This is a genomic window from Sanguibacter sp. Z41_6, from assembly GCF_059621145.1.
The window spans coordinates 93,469-111,533 of sequence record NZ_JCAQIF010000006.1 but is presented as its reverse complement, the minus strand read 5'-3'; the positions used below and the strand labels follow the sequence as shown (position 1 = coordinate 111,533).

The window sequence follows — 18,065 nt, the reverse complement described above, 5'->3', positions numbered from 1 at the left end:
GTGCCATGCCCCATGCGTGCACGCATGGGGTGATGTCCGTCGGGCGGACGTTCCCTGTCAGCAGGGTGTCGTACGCTTGTTCGAACAGGTGTTCGAACGTCCGAGCCGACCGTGAGGAGAGGGATGATGTCCGCCCAGACCGTCTCCGTCGACCGTGCAGACCGTGCCGCCCGGGCGCGGGAGGCCCTGCGTCGCGCGGAGGAGCACACCGGTGCGCGGACGCTGAGCATCGTGACGACGGTACCGGCGGTGGGTGGGCAGCCCATCTCCACCCCGGTGACTGCCCCGGCATCCCCGTCCACCGGGGCAGCGGCAGGGCCGGAGGTCGGGCTGACCAGCACGGAACGTCCGGCGCTGCCCGTCCCCGCCCAGCTCCGTCCGCTCGTTCCCGAAGGACTGCGGCGGGGGAGCGCCGCCGTGGTCACCGGGTCCACCTCCTTGCTGCTCGCGATGCTCGCCGAGGTCACCCATGACGGCGGGTGGGCCGCCGTCGTGGGCGCACCCGCCGTCGGGCTCGTGGCCGCGGCTCAGATGGGCGTGGTCCTCGAGCGCCTCGTCCTCGTGCCTCGGCCCGGGGTGGAGTCGGCCGTCGTCGTCGCCGCGCTCCTCGACGGTATGGACGTCGTGGTCGTGGGACCAGACGCCGTCCTGCTCGACACCGACCGACGTCGGCTGACGTCCCGTGCCCGGGAGCGTGCGGGTGTCATCCTCGCGACGACACCCTGGCAGGGCGCGCACATGGTGCTGACCACAGAGCACAGCCAGTGGTCCGGCCTCGGCCTGGGATCAGGCCGGCTCCGCAGCCGACAGCTGACCGTCAGCCGGTCGGGGCGGGGCACGGGCGCCGCACGACGGCTCGACGTCTGCTTCCCGGTCGGCGACGCGGTCGTCGTACCACCCCAGCACGCTCCCGCTCCTGCGGTGGGTCGCGCGCCCGGCCTGGCGAGGGTCGGATGAGCACGCAGGAGGTGACGACCACCCCGGGCGCGCCGCACACCCCGGACACCGCGTATCGCACAGCGGTCGTGTGGGTCCCCGACTGGCCCGTGCTGGCCGCGATGCGGACCGGTGGGGTCCCCGCCGACCGCCCCACCGCGGTGCACGACGGGCGTCGGACCACCGCCGTCTCCGCCACCGCCCGAGCCCAGGGGGTGCGCCGCGGGATGCGGCTGCGCACCGCCCAGGAGTGCTGCCCCGCCCTGGAGCTGCTCCCGGCCGACGACGGACGCGACGCCCGCGAGTTCGAGCCCGTCGCCCTCGCTGTCGAGACCCTCGTCGCCGGGCTCGAGATCGCCCGGCCGGGACTCGTGCTGCTCCCTGCGACCGGGGCCAGCCGGTACCACGGCTCCGAGGAGGCGCTCGCCGGACGCCTCGTCGAGACCGTCGGGCGGGCCGCCGGCTACGAGAGCCAGGTCGGTGTGGCCGACGGCATCCTCGCGGCGGTCCTCGCCGCGCGCACATCCCGGATCCTGCCCCCGGGTGCGTCCGTCGACTACCTGGCCGACCACCCGCTCGGGTCGCTCCTGCACGCCGCGACCACCCCCGCCGCCGTCCGGGAGGTCCACGACCTCGTGGACCTCTGGACCCGGCTGGGGCTACGGACCCTCGGTGACCTCGCTGCGCTCGCCGAGGCAGACGTCCACACCCGGTTCGGTCACGTCGGACGCTGGGCGCACCGCCTCGCCCGGGGAGCGGACCTGCGTCCACCTGCCAGGCGCCGGACCGAACCCGACATCGAGGTCGTCAGCGTGCTCGACCCGCCGGCCGAGCGCGTCGACATCGCTGCGTTCGCCGCACGCTCGCTCGCGGAAGAGATCTACGCACTCATCCTCGAGCGCTCCGTCACCTGCGGGCGCATCCGCATCACGGCACGCACCGAGTCCGGGGTGGACCTCGTCCGCACCTGGCGCACCGACGACGGCGCGCTCGGTGGGCTCTCCGCAGGGCGCATCACCGACCGCGTCCGTTGGCAGCTCGAGGGCTGGCTCAACGGAGCCGGAAGCCGCGCCGGGGACGACCCCGAGCCCTCACCCCTCGTGCGGCTGGGCATCGTCGCCGAGGAGGTGGCACCGGCCGGGTCCCAGCAGGGCCGGCTGTGGGGCGCCGCCAGCGGGCACGACCTGCGGGCCCGCCGCGTCACCGAACGCGTCCAGGGGATCCTCGGCGGCGACCGCGTCCTCTCCGCGACCCTCCAGGGCGGACGAGGTCTCACCGACCGTGTCCACCTCGTGCCCTGGGGGGACGCCGACCCCGCCGTGCGTCCGGCCGAACCGCCGTGGCCGGGTCGGCTCCCCGAGCCCGCACCCGCGACCGTCCTCCCCGAGCCCACCCCTGTGCACGTCGTCGACGCCGCCGGGCACCTCGTCGGCGTCAACGTCCGGCTCTCCATGAGCGCAGACCCCGTCGCCGTCGTCACCGCCGACGGTCCCCGCCGGATCGACGCGTGGGCCGGCCCCTGGCCCCTCGCCGAACGATGGTGGACCGGCGACCCCCGACGCCGCGTCTACCTCCAGGCCGTGCTCGACGACGGCACCGCCCTCCTGCTTGCCTGCACCGGTGGGCGCTGGACCTGCGAGGCGCTCTATGACTGAGCGCACCTCGGGCCCCCACCCCGCGTATGCCGAGCTGCACGCGCACTCCGCATTCAGCTTCCTCGACGGCGCGAGCCACCCCGAGGAGATGGCTGCCGAGGCCGTCCGGCTCGGCCTGTCCGCCCTGGCCATCACCGACCACGACGGCCTCTACGGCGTCGTGCGGTTCGCCGAGGTCGCCCGGGAGCTGGGACTGCCGACCATCTTCGGGGCGGAGCTCCACCTGCCCCGGACCGACGGCGCGCTCGACGCGCCCACCGGTGTGCCCGACCCCCGTGCCCACCACCTCCTCGTGCTCGCCCGAGGACCCCAGGGGTACCGCAACCTCTCGAGCGCGATCGCCACCGCCCACCTCGCGACCGGCCGCAAGGGAGCCGCGCAGTACTCCCTCGAGCAGCTCGGCGAGCAGGCAGCGGGGGAGTGGCTCGTCCTCACCGGCTGCCGCAAGGGAGCCGTCCGGCACGCGCTGGGGCCCGGTCCTCGGTGGGACCCCGCAGCCGCACGCAGAGAGCTCGACCAGCTCGTCGCGCTCTTCGGTCGCGACAACGTCGCCGTCGAGATCACCGACACCGGCGACCCTTACGACGGCGAGCGCAACACCCATCTCGTCGAGCTCGCCCACACCGCCGGCGACCTGCACGTCGTCGCCACGACGGCAGCCCACTACGCCCACCCGCGCAGCGCCGAGCTCGCCGCGACGCTCGCGGCGGTCCGCGCCCGGTCGTCCCTCGCCGACATGGACGGATGGTTGCCCGGTGCCCCGACCGCCCACCTGCGCTCACCGCAGGAGATGCTCGTGCGGCACCGCCAGCACCCGCAGGCCGTCGCCACCGCGGCCGCCCTCGGTGCGGAGTGCGCGTTCGACCTCAAGCTCGTCGCGCCGAACCTCCCGCCCTACCCCGTCCCGGAGGGACACACGGAGGCAACCTGGTTGCGGGAGCTCGTCCGTCGTGGAGCTGCGGATCGTTACGGCACCCGGGACGCGGAACGGGTCCCGGGCGCGTACGCACAGATCGACCACGAGCTGCGGGTCATCGAGGAGCTGAACTTCCCCGGCTACTTCCTCATCGTCTACGACCTCGTCGAGTTCTGCCGCGTCAACAAGATCCTCGCCCAGGGCCGTGGCTCGGCCGCCAACTCCGCCGTCTGCTACGCCCTGGGCATCACCGCCGTCGACGCCGTGCACCACGGGCTGCTCTTCGAACGGTTCCTCGCCCCCGAGCGCGACGGCCCCCCCGACATCGACGTCGACATCGAGTCCCGACGTCGGGAAGAAGTCATCCAGTACGTCTTCGAGCGCTTCGGGCGCACCCACGCCGCGCAGGTCGCCAACGTCATCTCCTACCGGCCACGCTCCGCGGTCCGCGACGCCGCCCGTGCCCTCGGGTACGACGTCGGGCAGCAGGACGCCTGGAGCAAGCGCATCGAACGGTGGGGATCCTTGCGTGCACCCCAACCGACGCCGCCCGCAGACGCACCTGCCGCAGGGTCGGCCGTCGCGTCGACCCCACCGGTCCCGCAGACCGCGAGGGAGGACCGCAGCCTCGCCCGCGAGGGGATGTGGCGGCAGCCCTCTGCGGAGAGCTCCGGTGATCTCGACGACATCCCCGACCAGGTCGTCGACCTTGCCGAGCAGATGCTGCGCCTCCCACGCCACCTGGGTATCCACTCCGGCGGGATGGTCATGTGCGACCGGCCCGTCATCGAGGTGTGCCCCGTGGAGTGGGCCCGGATGCCGGGGCGCACCGTGCTGCAGTGGGACAAGGAGGACTGTGCCGACGCGGGGCTCGTGAAGTTCGACCTGCTGGGCCTCGGCATGCTCACCGCCCTGCGCATCGGGTTCGACCTCGTCCGTGAGCACGAGGGTGTCGAGCTCACGCTCCACGGGCTGCCGCAGGACGACCCCGCCGTCTACGACCTGCTGTGCGCGGCTGACACGGTCGGGGTGTTCCAGGTCGAGTCCCGGGCACAGATGTCCACCCTCCCGCGCCTGCAGCCCCGCTGCTTCTACGACATCGTCATCGAGGTGGCACTCATCCGCCCGGGACCCATCCAGGGTGGTTCCGTGCACCCCTACATCAACCGTGCACGCGGCCGGGAGGCCGTGACCTACCTGCACCCGCTGCTCAAGAAGTCGTTGTCCAAGACGCTCGGCGTGCCGCTGTTCCAGGAGCAGCTCATGCAGATGGCCATCGACGTCGCCGGGTTCACCCCCGCGGAGGCCGACCAGCTGCGCCGGGCCATGGGGTCCAAGCGTTCTGCCGAGCGCATGGAGGCACTCCACGCCCGCCTGCTCGCCGGCATGGCCGGCAACGGGATCACCGCCGCCGTCGGCGAGCAGATCTTCGACAAGCTCAAGGCGTTCGCCGACTTCGGCTTCCCCGAGTCCCACGCCTACTCCTTCGCGCTGCTCGTCTACGCCAGCTCGTGGCTCAAGGTGCACCACCCGGCGGCGTTCTACGCCGGGCTCCTCGCCGCCCAACCCATGGGGTTCTACTCGCCGCAGTCACTCGTCGCCGACGCGCGCCGCCGGAACGTCACCGTGCTGCGCCCCGACGTCCTCACCTCCGACGTCCGGGCCGTCGTGGAGTGGGTGCCGGACGAGGGGGTGCCAGACGAGTGGGTGCCCGACGAGGCCCCACCACCACCGGGCCACCCCCTTCCAGGTCGACGGGCGGGGCAGCAGCTGGCGGTCCGGCTCGGGCTCGAGTCGATCCGCGGGATCAGCGAGGACGTGGCGCAGGCGCTCGTCGACGAGCGGTCCGCCGGGGGTCCGTTCCTCGACCTGCGCGACCTCGCCCGACGCACGCGGCTCACCACCGTGCAGCTCGAGGCGCTGGCCACCGCAGGTGCCCTCGAGTGCCTCGGCGTCGAGCGCCGCGAAGCGTTGTGGGCGGCAGGTGCCCTCTCGCAGGAGCGCCCGGACACCCTGCCGGGCGTCTCGGTCGGCGTCGACGCGCCCACGCTGCCCGGGATGAGCGACATCGAGACGTCCGTCGCCGACGCCTGGGCCACGGGAGTCACCGTCGACTCCTTCCCCACCCAGTACGTGCGCCCGACCCTCGCGCGAGCAGGGGTGCTCCTCGTGTCGCAGGCCTTCACTCACGAGCACGGCAGGAGGGTCGCGGTCGCCGGCATCGTCACCCACCGACAACGTCCCGGTACCGCACGAGGGGTGACGTTCCTGTCCATCGAGGACGAGACCGGGCTGCTCAACGTGGTCTGCTCGCCCGGTCTGTGGCAACGGTTCCGCCGCACCGCCCGCACCTCCGCGGCCCTCGTCGTGCGTGGCCGCATCGAACGGTCCGACGGGGCCACGAACCTCGTCGCGGAGCACCTGTCAGCGTTATCACTGCAGGTCACGTCATCTTCACGAGACTTTCGCTGACGTGCGCGTTTCGGCTCACCCAAACCCCGCCAATATGACTAGTCTGAACTGATGCCTTCGATCGGTCCCCTCGTCGCCTACCCGTTGACCCCACGCGGGGACGACGGGCGGTTGCTGACCCGCTCGTTCGAGCAGCTCGTCGACGAGGCCATCGTCTCCGGCGCCAGCTCCATCGGCGTGCTCGGCAGCACAGGCGGTTTCGCCTACATGCCCCGCACCGCTCGCAAGCGCATCGCCCGCAGCGCCGTCGAGGTAGCAGACGGCCGCGTCCCCGTGCTCGTCGGAGTCGGCGCCCTGAGCACCGCGGAGGTCGTCGCGAACCTCGCCGAGGCGTCCGCGGCAGGCGCGAGCGGCGCACTCCTCCAGCCGATGGCCTACGAGCCGCTCCACCCGGAGGAGATCCTCGGGCTGTACCGGGACGCCGCCGCCGCATCCGACATCCCGCTGTGGGTGTACAACAATCCCGCCACCACCGGTCACCGCTTCTCCCTCGGAGAGCTCGCGAGGCTCGGCCGTCTGGCCGGCGTGGCCGGCTTCAAGGACCGCGGTGTCAATGCCACCGACATCAAGGACCGCATGGCCAAGGTCGCCGCCGACCTGCCCCAGCGCACCGCCAAGCGGCTCGACTGGGGTTTCAGCGGCGACGCCCTCGGCGCCCAGATCCTGCTCTCAGGCGCATCCTCCTGGCACTCCACCCTCGCTGGCGTCCTGCCGGACATCTGCGTGGCGATCGCCCGCGCAGCAGCCGCCGGAGACACGACCCAGGCCCGGGCACTGCAACGTCAGCTGACGCCGCTGACGGTCATCGTCCGTCAGTACGGCGGCATCCGCACCGCGCACACCATCGCCGACGTCCGTGGCCTCGACGTCGGCGTCCTGCCCAAGCCGCTGCTCCCGCTCCCGCGCAGCGCGCGCGCCCTCGTCGAGATGGCGCTGTCCGGGATCGAGCTGCCGAAGCCACCGGCCCCCCGGCGCCCCCGCGACGTCGTGCCGACCACGCCCGACGAGACCGTCGACGCGACAGCCAAGGAATCCTCGGGGCGTCCGGGCCGGCACGCCGGCTGACCGCGGCGGTGTTCTAGGGTCGGGGGATGCACAGCCTCGATCTCGTCTCCACCTGGCCCGTCCACCACGCCTCCGTCGCCGTCGTCAGCGCAACCGGAGAGATCCTCGGGACGCACGGTGACCCCGACCGGGAGTACCGGCTCGCGTCCGTGACCAAGCTGCTCACGGCCTACGCCGTGCTCGTCGCCGTGGAGGAGGGGGCCGTCGAGCTCGACGACCCGGCCGGTCCCGAGGGATCGACCGTCCGCCACCTTCTCGCTCACACCGCGGGGTACGACTTCAGCGAGGACAAGGTCCGGGCGAAGCCGGGGGAGCGGCGCATCTACTCCAACCGCGGCATCGAGGTCCTCGCCGACCTCGTCGCGGAGCGCACCGGCATCGCCTTCGAGGCATATCTCACCGAAGGTGTCCTCGCGCCACTGGGCATGAACGCGACGTCGTGCCCGGGGTCGCCCGCCGCGGACGCGCGCTCCACGCTCGCCGACCTCAGCCTCTTCGCCGCCGAGCTGCAACGCCCCACGATCCTCCACCCCAGCACGCTCACGGACGCGACGACCGTCGTGTTCCCGGGCCGGGTGGGGATCCTCCCCGGCTACGGACGCCAGGACCCCAACGACTGGGGCCTGGGGTTCGAGATCCGCGACGGCAAGACACCGCACTGGACCGGATCGCGGAGCTCACCCCGGACGTTCGGCCACTTCGGCCAGTCCGGGACCTTCCTCTGGGTGGACCCCGACGCCGGGCTCGCCTGCGTCGCCCTCACGGACCGCGACTTCGGTCCGTGGACCCAGGACCTGTGGCCCCAGCTCACGGACGCCATCCTCGAGGAGCGGGCCAGCGCCCCCGCGGTCGCCGACCAGCAGCCCTCCTCGTGACCCGTACCGGTGCGAGCCGTTAGTGTGCCAGGGTGACCACCGTACATATCGGACGCCGCCTCGTCGCAGTCGTCACCCTGTCGCTGCTCGCCCTCACGGGGTGCGGGACAGAGCCGGTCGTCCCCGAGGAGAGCCACGAGCGTGGCCCGACCCCGACCGCCGCCCTCCTCGAGGCCGAGACCGGCCCCTTCGAGGTGCTCGCCGCCGAGATCGCGCCGCAGGTCGACTTCGGGGGCGGCACCCTCTACTACCCGGCGGAGACCGACGAGACGTTCGGCGCGGTCGCCATCTCCCCGGGCTTCCGGTCCCCGGAGTCCGCCGTGGCATGGCTCGGGCCACGCATCGCCTCGCACGGGTTCGTCGTCGTGACCATCGAGACGCTCGCGCTCGATGACCAACCTCCCGCCCGCGGCGAGCAGCTCCTCGCCGCCCTCGAGCACATCTCCGACGACGGACCCGCCGAGACCCTCGTCGACGACGACCGCCGTGCCGTCATGGGCCACTCCATGGGCGGGGGAGGAGCGCTCGAGGCAGCCGTGGCAGACCCGAGCCTGCAGGCGGCGATCCCGCTCGCCGGCTTCAGCTTCGACAAGACGTGGGGCGAGCTGACGACCCCGACGCTTCTCATCAGCGCCCAGAACGACCCGGTGGCGTCCTCCGAGGACTATTCGCTGCGGTTCTACGACAGCCTCGACGAGGAGACGGACAGCGCGTTCCTCGAGCTCGCGGGGGCCGACCACTCGACCCCCACCGTCCCGACGTCGGCGCTCGCGGCATATTCGATCGCCTGGCTCAAGCGCTACGTGGACAATGACACCCGGTACGAGCAGTTCCTCTGCCCGGGGCCGGTCGCTGACGAGCGTGTCTCCGACTACCGGGCGGACTGCGAGGACTGATCGCGACGAGAACTGATCGCGACGAGGACTGATCGTGAGGCTGCGGGGAATCCTCGGACCAGTCATCCGCACCCAGCCAGCGCATGCGGACCCCGCCATGCGGGCAGCCCTCCGCCGGAGGCCGGGCAACAGCACAGGCCCCGACTCAGCGTTTCCGCGAGTCGGGGCCTGTACTGTTCGCTGTCTCAACGAGTGTCCGGAGGGGGACTTGAACCCCCACGCCCGATAAAGGGCACTAGCACCTCAAGCTAGCGCGTCTGCCATTCCGCCACCCGGACAGGTGGACCTTCGAGGAGCGTTTCCGCCCTCTTGGGTGCGTCGGAAAATCTAGCACGGTTTCGGCCGGGGGCATGAATCGCCGCCTCGGACCTCAGGGCCGGGCACAGTCGACGCCACAGGTCGACGCGGCCAGAACGGTGCCAGACCTCCGCGAACCGGTCGCAACCGCTGGGCCGAGCGCCCTCGCGTGCAGCAGACTAGTGTTCGCGCAGGTGAACGAGGTGTGCCACATCACATCTCACGGAGACGGGAGTGCGGATGGCAGCGCAACGCGTGCGGACCGCCAGCGCGAGGCGGAACTCCGCGACGATCCGACCGCCCGCACCCGCGGCGCCCACGGACACCGTCCCCGGATGGCTGCAGGCAGCCGCCGGGTGGTCCTGGCGCCTCATCCTCGTCGTCGCGGCGATCTCCCTCGTCTTCTATGCCGCCGCCCAGCTCCACCTGCTGTTCGTCGCGGTCTTCATCGCGCTCGTCCTCACGGCCGTGCTGCGTCCCATCGTCGGGCTGTACGGCCGGATCATGCCCAGGAGCCTCGCCACCGCCCTGGCCATGCTCTCGGGGCTCGCTGTGGTCGGGGCCCTCGTCACGTATGTGGTCGCGTCGGTCGCCGGACAGTGGAAGTCGTTGTCCGAGGAGTTCGCCTCGGGGACCGACCAGATCATCAAGTTCCTCGAGGACGGCCCCCTGCCGTTCACCATCACGCTCGACGACGTCGAACGACTCGTCGCCGAGGGGCAGAAGTGGGTCCAGGACCACGCAGGGGTCATCGCGGACACCGCGTTCGAGCAGGCTGGCACGGTCGTCGAGGTGTTCGCCGTGCTCGCCCTGGCGATCTTCTGCACGGTGTTCTTCCTCGCCCGGGGCGAGCAGATGTGGACGTGGTTCCTCAACCAGCTCCCCGAGGGCGGTCGGGGCGTGTGGAAGGTCGTCGGGGGGGCCGGTTGGTACACGTTCTCCGGGTACACGCGCGGGACGCTCATCATCGCTGTCTCCGACGCGGCCTTCGCCGGGATCTTCCTGTCCATCATCGGCGTGCCGCTCGCCGCGCCCCTCGCGGTCCTCGTGCTCATGGGCGCGTTCATCCCGCTCGTCGGCGCGCCCATCGCGATGGTCATCGCGATGGTCGTCGCCCTCGCCGCGGACGGGATCGTCAAGGCCGCCGTCGTCGGGCTCGGCATCGCCCTCATCGGCCAGTTCGAGGGGCATGTGCTGCAGCCGCTCATCATGGGCAAGCAGGTGTCCCTGCACCCCGTCGTCGTCGCGCTCTGCGTCGCGGGCGGGACCCTCGTCGCGGGCATCTTCGGAGCCGTGATCGCCGTCCCGCTCGTCGCCGTGGCGTGGGCGATCTTCTCCCGTCTGCGACACATGGACCCACCGATGCCGGAGGACGACGAGGACGCCGACCTCGTCGGGGACAGCGACGACGATATCGCGCCGCCGTCCGACCTCCCGGTCGCCAAGGCCTGACAGCGCCCTGCGTCGGCCCGGCACGGGGTGGGGCTCGCAGGCCGTGCGCCGGGAGGTGGGGAGATCGACGTCCGGCTCGATCTCCCGTATGAATGGAGTCATGAGCACCCCCTTCGCGACCCCGTGGTCGCTCCCGTACGGCCTGCCCGACTTCGCCTCGATCCGCACCGAGCACTACCTGCCTGCCGCCCGCGAGGGCATGGCCGCCGAGCGTCGCGAGGTCGAGGCCATCGTGGCGAATCCCGAGCCGCCTACCGTCGAGAACACCCTCGAGGCCCTCGAGCGCTCCGGTGAGCTCCTCGACCGCGTGCTCACGGTGCTCTACACAGTCACAGGAGCGGACGCGACGACGGAGCTCGAGGACATCGAGGAGACGCTGGCCCCCGAGCTCTCGGCGCACCACGACGCGATCTTCATGGACGCGGGCCTCCACGCCCGTGTCCAGCGCCTCGCCGACGAGGCCGCTGCCGGCCACCTGACGCTCGACCCCGAGACGGCATGGTTGCTCGAGAACCTCCTCCGGGACTTCCGACGCTCCGGGATCGCCCTGCCGGCCGAGCAGCAGGAGCAGCTGCGTGCGCTCAACGCCCGCATGACGACCCTCGAGGCAGCGTTCGGACGCAGGCTGCTGGCGGGCGCGAACTCCGCGAGCGTCCTCGTCGAGGACGCTGCCGACCTCGAGGGCCTGGCAGATGACGTCGTGGCTGCCGCTCGGCAGGCTGCAGCCGACCGCGGGCACACCGAGGGGTACCTGCTCGAGATGCAGCTGCCCACGCAGCAGACCGTGCTCGCGACCCTGCGCCGCCGCGAGGTCCGCGAGCGGGTCCACCGGGCGTCGACGACGCGGGGCGCGACCGGCGACGACACCGACACCCGGGAGATCGTCCTCGAGCTCGCCCGAGCACGCGCCGAGCACGCACGCCTCCTCGGGTACGACCACCACGCGGCCTACATCGCGGAGGACGGCACCGCTCGCACGACGGAGGCCGTCTCCGCGATGCTCAGCCGGCTCGCTCCCGCCGCGGCGGGGAATGCCCGGCGCGAGGCCCAGATCCTCCAGGACGCGCTCGCAGCCGACGTCGGGCCGCAGGCGCAGCTCGAGGCATGGGACTGGGCGTACTACGCGGAGCGGGTGCGCAAGGAGCGGTACGCGCTCGACGACACCCTCCTGCGTCCGTACCTCGAGCTCGACCGGGTCCTCACCCAGGGCGTCTTCGGCGCTGCGACGGCTCTCTACGGCATCACGTTCCGCCCGCGGGAGGACCTGCGGGCGTACCACCCCGACGTCCGGGTGTTCGAGGTCTTCGACGCCGACGGCACAGGTCTCGGGCTCTTCCTCCTCGACCCCTACACGCGTGAGTCCAAGCGTGGTGGGGCATGGATGAACACCTTGGCGGACCAGAGCGACCTGCTCGGTGGACGCCCGGTCGTCATGAACACGCTCAACATCGTCAAGCCGTCGGCGGGGGAGCCGACGCTGCTCGTGTTCGACGAGGTCATCACCCTCTTCCACGAGTTCGGCCACGCGCTGCACGCGCTGTTCTCCGCCGTCCGCTACCCGTCCCACTCGGGCACGGAGGTGCCCCGCGACTTCGTCGAGTACCCCTCGCAGGTCAACGAGATGTGGGCGTGGGACGAGAAGATCCTGCGGGCGTACGCCGTGCACCACGAGACGGGGGAACCCCTGCCCGAGGAGTGGGTGCGGACCATGGATGCGTCCCGTCTCTTCAACGAGGGCTTCGCGACGACGGAGTACCTCGCCGCCGCGGTCCTCGACCAGGCGTGGCACCAGCTTGCGCCCGAGGAGGTCCCGACGAGCGTCGAGGAGGTCGAGGCGTTCGAGGAGTCGGCTCTCGCTGCCGCCGGTCTGGACCTCGCCACGGTCCCGCCGCGGTACCGCACGACGTACTTCAACCACGTCTTCGGTGGCGGCTACTCGGCGGGCTACTACTCCTACATCTGGTCCGAGGTCCTCGACGCGGACACGGTCGGGTGGTTCGCCGAGCGCGGGGGTCTGCGCCGCGAGAACGGCGACGTGTTCCGCCGCACGCTCCTCGCACGGGGCGGCTCCATGGACCCGATGGTGGCCTTCGAGCAGCTGCGGGGCAGGGGACCCGACATCGAGCCCTTGCTCCGTCGTCGTGGGCTGGTGACCACGGCGGAACCGGTAGCCTGACGGCCATGGCCACCCTCCACGACCCCAGCACCGGACACCCCACGGCGGAGGACGAGGTCGCGCGCATCTGCCAGGACCTCCTGCGGATCGACACGTCGAACTTCGGGGACGGTTCCGGGCCGGGCGAGCGCGCCGCGGCCGAGTACGTCATGGACCTGCTCCACGAGGTGGGCCTCGAGCCCGAGCTCTTCGAGTCCGCGCCCGGCCGCGCGAACGTCGTCGTCCGCATACCCGGCCTCGACCCCGCGCGGCCGGCGCTCGTCCTGCACGGTCACCTCGACGTCGTCCCGGCGCAGGCCGCCGACTGGCAGGTCGACCCCTTCGCGGGCGAGGAGATCGACGGGCTCCTGTGGGGGCGCGGTGCCGTGGACATGAAGGACATGGACGCGATGATCCTCGCGGTCGTCCGGCAGATGGTGCGTGAGGGACGCCGTCCCGCGCGCGACGTCGTCGTCGCCTTCTTCGCGGACGAGGAGGCCGGCGGTGAGTACGGCGCCCGGTACGCCGTCGACCATCGGCCGGAGCTGTTCGAGGGCGCGACGGAGGCGGTGAGCGAGGTCGGCGGGTTCTCCGTCGAGATCAACGGACACCGGGCGTACCTCCTGCAGACCGCCGAGAAGGGCATCGGCTGGCTGCGCCTCGTCGCCGACGGGCGCGCGGGGCACGGCTCCCAGGTCGCCCAGGACAATGCGGTCACGCACCTCGCCGCTGCGGTCGCCCGCATCGGCCAGCACGAGTGGCCCTACGTCATGACGCCGACCGTCGACGCCCTCATGCGTGGGGTCTCCGACCTCACCGGGCTGCCCTACGACGCCGAGGACCCGGCGCTCGTCGACGGGCTCATCGCAGCGCTCGGGCCAGCAGCCCGGTTCGTCGGCGCGACCGTCCGCAACACCTCCAACCCCACCCAGCTCTCGGCGGGCTACAAGGCGAACGTCATCCCGGGCCGCGCCGAGGCGTCGATCGACGCGCGATTCCTCGCCGGGCACGTCGAGACCGGCATGGACACCCTGCGGGAGCTCGCCGGGCCGCACGTCCGCATCGAACCGATCCACGAGGACATCCCGATCGAAGCACCGTTCCACGGGCACCTCGTCGACGCCATGGTCGCGTCCGTGCTCGCGGAGGACGAGGGCGCCACCGTGCTGCCCTACGCGTTGTCAGCCGGGACGGACAACAAGTCGCTCGCCCGGCTCGGGATCGTCGGGTACGGGTTCGCCCCGCTCCGCCTGCCGGCGGACATGGACTTCCCCGGGATGTTCCACGGCGTCGACGAGCGGGTGCCGGTCGACGCGCTGCAGTTCGGGGTGCGGGTGCTGGACCGGCTGCTGCGCGACTGCTGAGCGGCCAGCCCGCCGCGCGGAAGGCTGCCGCCGGGCGTCACAGCGTGCTGTGGACCCGGATGATCTTGCGGCGCAACCACACCCGGCGCTCGCCCCCGACGTAGAGCGCCGAGCGCGCGAGCTCCCACCGGCCGTACTCGGCCTCCTCGGTGAGGAGCTGGCGGGTCTGCGAGCGGGAGGCGTCGCGCGGGATCGTCACGACGCGGTACTCGTACTGCCGGCCCTGGGCGGCCCACTGGCCCCCGTGGCCGGAACGTGCGGCGGGGATACCGACCATCGTGCACCACCTTCGACGAGTTCCTGCACACCGGGCCGGCGGGTTCCGGCTGGCGTGCCGTCGAACATACCAGGACAGGATGCAGGCGGGCTGGGCGCCGATACGCGGTATCTCTCCCGGTACGGCCTCACCCCACGTGGAGGCGGGGGCGTGGGAGCGCTACGGTCAGGGTATGACCGTCGACCCCCGCGCCGCTCTCGACCGATTCGTCGCTGCCCTGGAGGCTCACTACTCGGCGATCGTGGGCCGTCGGGGCGAGGATGATCCCGCCATCGACGACGCGTACGACGTGCTCGCCGACGCGTTCGACGTGTACGACGGGGCGCTCGCTCAGGTCCACGGAGAAGCCACGCCGTTCTTCCTCGACGACGACGATGATGACGACGACGAGCAGGGCGACGAGGACGACGAGGACGACGAGATCGTGCCGCTCGACGAGATCGACGCCAGCGACGACGACTGACGGGCGTCCTTCGTAGCCGGTGCCCGGGTGCCGGTAACGTGTCCCACCGTGAATGCCTTCGAAGCCATCCTCCTCGGCCTGGTCCAGGGTCTGACGGAGTTCCTCCCCGTCTCCTCCAGCGCCCACCTGCGGATCGTCGCCGAGCTCCTCGGGATCGACGACCCGGGTGCCGCATTCACAGCGATCACGCAGATCGGCACCGAGACCGCGGTGCTGCTGTACTTCCGTCGTGACATCGCCCGGATCTGTTCCGCGTGGTGGCGGGCGGTGCGCGGGGACAACGGCACCGGGTGGCGGGAGAGGACGGGCGCCGGCGACCACGACGCCCAGATGGGCTGGTACATCGGTCTGGGGAGCATTCCCATCGTCGTCCTCGGACTGCTGCTCGAGGACGCGATCGACAACACGTTCCGCAACCTCTACCTCATCGCGTTCATGCTCGCGGCCTTCGCGCTCATCCTCGGCTGGGCGGACAAGGTCGGCGCGAAGCGCACCCCGCTCGAGGGCCTCACCGCCAAGCACGCCCTGTACTTCGGGTTCGCTCAGGCGATGGCCCTCATCCCCGGGGTGTCACGCTCCGGAGGCACGATCACGGCGGGTCTGCTCATGGGGTACACGCGAGAGGCGGCGGCACGCTACTCGTTCCTCCTCGCGATCCCGGCAGTGCTCGGTTCGGGGTTCTACAAGCTCGTGAGCTCGGCGGGCGAGAGCGGAGCGGCGGGGACCCCCGGCGGCGGTGTGACGTTCCTCGCGACCCTCGTCGCGTTCGTCGTCGGTTACCTCGTCATCATCGCGTTCCTCAAGATCGTCTCGACGTTCAGCTACGCGCCGTTCGTCAAGTACCGCCTCGGGCTTGCCCTCGTCGTCGTGGTGCTCCTCGCTGTCGGGGTGCTCAGTCCCACGGGTGGCGCATGAGGCTGCCACAGGCCTGATGGGAGGGCAGGGCGGCCGACATTCGCGGCTAGTCTTGGTCGGTGCTCACCTGGCCCGCCCCACAGATCCCTGAACTCCCCGGACGTGGAGAGGACGTCCGCGTCCACGACAGCTCCACCGGGAGCCTCGTCGTCGCCGCGCCGGGCGAGACCGCCACCCTGTACGTCTGCGGCGTCACGCCGTACGACGCCACGCACATCGGGCACGCGGCCACGTACGTCGCGTTCGACCTGCTCGTGCGCGCCTGGCGCGACTCGGGCCGCACCGTGACCTACGCATCGAACGTCACCGATGTCGACGACCCGCTCCTCGAGCGGGCGACGGCGACGGGGGTCGACTGGCGCCAGCTCGCCGTCGACCAGACCGCGCTGTTCGCACAAGACATGACGGCCCTCGGGGTCGTGCCCCCCGACGTCTACCTCGGTGCGGTGGAGACGATCCCTGCCGTCGCCGAGACCGTCGCGGCGCTCCTCGAGGCCGGCGCCGCCTACCGGGTGCCGCTCGAGCCGGGTGCCGGGGGAGACGCGCCCGGGCTGGGCGACGTCTATGCCGACCTCAGCGTCGATCCGGCGTTCGGGCGGGTGTCCCGCTACGACGCCGCCACGATGGACCGTCTCTTCGCGGAGCGCGGCGGGGACCCCGACCGCCCGGGCAAGCGTCACCGCCTCGACCCGCTGCTGTGGCGGCGGGAGCGACCGGGCGAGCCCGCCTGGGACGGGGGAGTGCTCGGTCCGGGGCGTCCCGGATGGCACATCGAGTGTGCTGTGATCGCCCGCGGTGCCCTCGGTTCGTCGTTCGACGTGCAGGGCGGCGGTGCGGACCTGCTGTTCCCGCACCACGAGATGGGGACGTCGCACGCCCGCCTCCTCGCGGGCGCCGAGACCGACCCGACCACTGCGGGCGCACGCACGCACGTGCACGCCGGACTCGTGGCGTACGAGGGCGAGAAGATGAGCAAGTCGCGGGGCAACCTCGTGTTCGTCTCCCGCCTGCGCGACGAGGGCGTCGAACCCATGGTCATCCGCCTCGCGCTGCTCGCCCACCACTACCGCAGCGACTGGGAATGGACGGACGCCGACCTCGCGACCGCCCAGGCGCGGTTCGAGACGTGGCGCGCATCGGTCTCGGGCAACGGCGGACCGGACCCCGACCCGACGCTCGCTGCGATCCGCGATGCCGTCGCAGCGGACCTGGACGCGCCAGCAGCGCTCGCGGCCGTGGACGCCTGGGCGGCCCGGTCCCTGGTCGGCGGAGAACCGGTCGTCGAGGGCGCCCCCGGAGTCATCTCACGTGCGGTGAACTCCCTGCTCGGCGTCCGCCTCTAGAGGGAGCGAGTCTCAGGACCCCTTGTCGCGACGGCGCAGGTACTGCTCGAACTCCCGGGCTATGGCCTCGCCGCTCGCCTCAGGGAGCTCGACGGTGTCCTTGGCCTCCTCGAGCTGCTGGACGTACTCGGCGATCTCGGTGTCCTCGGCCGCGAGCTCGTCGACACCGTGCTGCCACGCCTCCGCATCCTCCGGGAGGTCCCCGAGCGTGATGCTCTCGCCCAGGAACGTCTCCAACCGCGTGAGGATGGCGACCGTCGCCTTGGGTGACGGCGGGTGCGCCACGTAGTGGGGGACCGCGGCCCAGACCGACAGCGAGTGGAAGCCAGCATCCTGGGCGGCGCTGTGCAGCACACCGACGATCCCCGTCGGCCCCTCGTAGGTGTTGGGCTCGACGTCGAGGAGCGCCTGCACGGCAGGGTCGTCGGAGGTGACGGTCACCGGGATGGGTCGGGTGTGCGGGACGTCCGCGAGGAGGGCCCCGATCGTCACGACCGTGGACGCGCCGAGGGACTTCGCGATCCCGAGGATCTCCGCGCAGTAGCTCCGCCACCGCATCGACGGCTCGATGCCGTGCACGAGCACCACGCGGCGCCCGGTCGTGGAGCCGTGCGCGAGCGAGATGGTCGTCGTGGGCCACGTGATCTCTCGCGACCCGTCAGGGCCGCTCGACACGATCGGCCGGTTCACCTGGAAGTCGTGGTACTCCTCGGGGTCCAGCTCGTCGATCCGAGCCGCGTCCCAGATGTCCGCGAGGTGCAGCAGGGCAGACGTCGCGGCGCTCCCGGCGTCGTTCCACCCCTCGAAGGCGGCGAGGACGATGGCGTCGGACCCGTCCGTGGCGTGCACCGAGGCCGTCGCCTCGGTCGTGGGGACGTGCGGCTCACCGGAGCCGGGCTGGTCGGAGGTGGACCGGTCGTGGTCGGGCCGGGGATCAGACGCAGGGACGTTCATCCCCTCAGCCTAGAGCGACGGCAGACATCC

14 protein-coding genes and 1 tRNA gene are annotated in these 18,065 nt (G+C 71.8%); 12 read left to right on the top strand and 3 right to left on the bottom strand.

Annotation, left to right across the window (positions count from 1 at the left end; all coding sequences use genetic code 11):
- Window positions 1–126: 126 nt before the first annotated feature.
- The 6 genes from imuA' to AC54T1_RS13100 are packed head-to-tail and all read left to right on the top strand — an operon-like array spanning window position 127 to window position 8,815.
- Window positions 127–957 (top strand): DnaE2-dependent mutagenesis accessory factor ImuA', encoded by an 831-nt coding sequence (gene imuA' / locus AC54T1_RS13125; RefSeq protein WP_496912215.1) that lies wholly within the window; start codon window positions 127–129, stop codon window positions 955–957.
- A complete protein-coding gene (locus AC54T1_RS13120; protein ID WP_496912214.1) occupies window positions 954–2,591 on the top strand; it encodes a DNA polymerase Y family protein in 1,638 nt (545 codons plus the stop codon). Before imuA' ends, AC54T1_RS13120 begins: the two co-directional genes overlap by 4 nt.
- Complete coding sequence (locus tag AC54T1_RS13115) at window positions 2,584–5,979, top strand: error-prone DNA polymerase (protein WP_496912213.1); 3,396 nt, start codon at window positions 2,584–2,586, stop codon at window positions 5,977–5,979. The genes AC54T1_RS13120 and AC54T1_RS13115 overlap by 8 nt, the downstream gene beginning before the upstream one ends.
- Window positions 5,980–6,030: 51 nt before the next feature.
- Window positions 6,031–7,044 carry a dihydrodipicolinate synthase family protein gene (locus AC54T1_RS13110; RefSeq protein WP_484344324.1) on the top strand — a complete coding sequence of 338 codons (1,014 nt, stop codon included), beginning with the start codon at window positions 6,031–6,033 and terminating at the stop codon, window positions 7,042–7,044.
- Window positions 7,045–7,070: 26 nt separating this feature from the next.
- Window positions 7,071–7,919, top strand: a complete 849-nt coding sequence (locus AC54T1_RS13105) for a serine hydrolase domain-containing protein (RefSeq protein WP_496912212.1) — start codon at window positions 7,071–7,073, stop codon at window positions 7,917–7,919.
- A 32-nt stretch (window positions 7,920–7,951) separates the two neighbouring features.
- Window positions 7,952–8,815 (top strand): alpha/beta hydrolase family protein, encoded by an 864-nt coding sequence (locus AC54T1_RS13100; RefSeq protein ID WP_496912211.1) that lies wholly within the window; start codon window positions 7,952–7,954, stop codon window positions 8,813–8,815.
- 193 nt (window positions 8,816–9,008) lie between these two features.
- Here AC54T1_RS13100 and AC54T1_RS13095 read toward each other — a convergent pair.
- Window positions 9,009–9,093: transfer RNA gene (locus AC54T1_RS13095), tRNA-Leu, on the bottom strand.
- 259 nt (window positions 9,094–9,352) lie between these two features.
- Between AC54T1_RS13095 and AC54T1_RS13090 the strand changes: the two genes are divergently transcribed.
- The 3 genes from AC54T1_RS13090 (at window position 9,353) to AC54T1_RS13080 (ending at window position 14,083) form a co-directional block, all read left to right on the top strand.
- Window positions 9,353–10,564, top strand: coding sequence for an AI-2E family transporter (locus AC54T1_RS13090; protein ID WP_484344327.1), 1,212 nt, complete (start codon window positions 9,353–9,355; stop codon window positions 10,562–10,564).
- 100 nt (window positions 10,565–10,664) lie between these two features.
- Window positions 10,665–12,740 (top strand): M3 family metallopeptidase, encoded by a 2,076-nt coding sequence (locus AC54T1_RS13085; RefSeq protein ID WP_496912210.1) that lies wholly within the window; start codon window positions 10,665–10,667, stop codon window positions 12,738–12,740.
- A 5-nt stretch (window positions 12,741–12,745) separates the two neighbouring features.
- Window positions 12,746–14,083, top strand: a complete 1,338-nt coding sequence (locus AC54T1_RS13080) for a M20/M25/M40 family metallo-hydrolase (RefSeq protein WP_496912209.1) — start codon at window positions 12,746–12,748, stop codon at window positions 14,081–14,083.
- 37 nt (window positions 14,084–14,120) lie between these two features.
- Here AC54T1_RS13080 and AC54T1_RS13075 read toward each other — a convergent pair whose 3' ends face one another.
- Window positions 14,121–14,360 (bottom strand): DUF5703 family protein, encoded by a 240-nt coding sequence (locus AC54T1_RS13075; RefSeq protein ID WP_484344330.1) that lies wholly within the window; start codon window positions 14,358–14,360, stop codon window positions 14,121–14,123.
- Window positions 14,361–14,532: 172 nt separating this feature from the next.
- On the opposite strand from AC54T1_RS13075, the gene AC54T1_RS13070 reads away from it, so the two are divergent.
- The 3 genes from AC54T1_RS13070 to mshC are packed head-to-tail and all read left to right on the top strand — an operon-like array spanning window position 14,533 to window position 17,081.
- Window positions 14,533–14,823, top strand: coding sequence for a primosomal protein (locus AC54T1_RS13070; protein ID WP_484344331.1), 291 nt, complete (start codon window positions 14,533–14,535; stop codon window positions 14,821–14,823).
- A gap of 48 nt (window positions 14,824–14,871) precedes the next feature.
- Window positions 14,872–15,738, top strand: a complete 867-nt coding sequence (locus AC54T1_RS13065) for an undecaprenyl-diphosphate phosphatase (protein ID WP_484344332.1) — start codon at window positions 14,872–14,874, stop codon at window positions 15,736–15,738.
- Window positions 15,739–15,797: 59 nt separating this feature from the next.
- The gene (gene mshC, locus AC54T1_RS13060) at window positions 15,798–17,081 is read left to right on the top strand and encodes a cysteine--1-D-myo-inosityl 2-amino-2-deoxy-alpha-D-glucopyranoside ligase (RefSeq protein WP_496912208.1); all 1,284 of its coding nucleotides are present in this window, start codon (window positions 15,798–15,800) and stop codon (window positions 17,079–17,081) included.
- A gap of 12 nt (window positions 17,082–17,093) precedes the next feature.
- Here mshC and AC54T1_RS13055 read toward each other — a convergent pair whose 3' ends face one another.
- Window positions 17,094–18,035, bottom strand: a complete 942-nt coding sequence (locus AC54T1_RS13055; RefSeq protein ID WP_496912207.1) for a PAC2 family protein — start codon at window positions 18,033–18,035, stop codon at window positions 17,094–17,096.
- Window positions 18,036–18,065 lie beyond the last annotated feature (30 nt).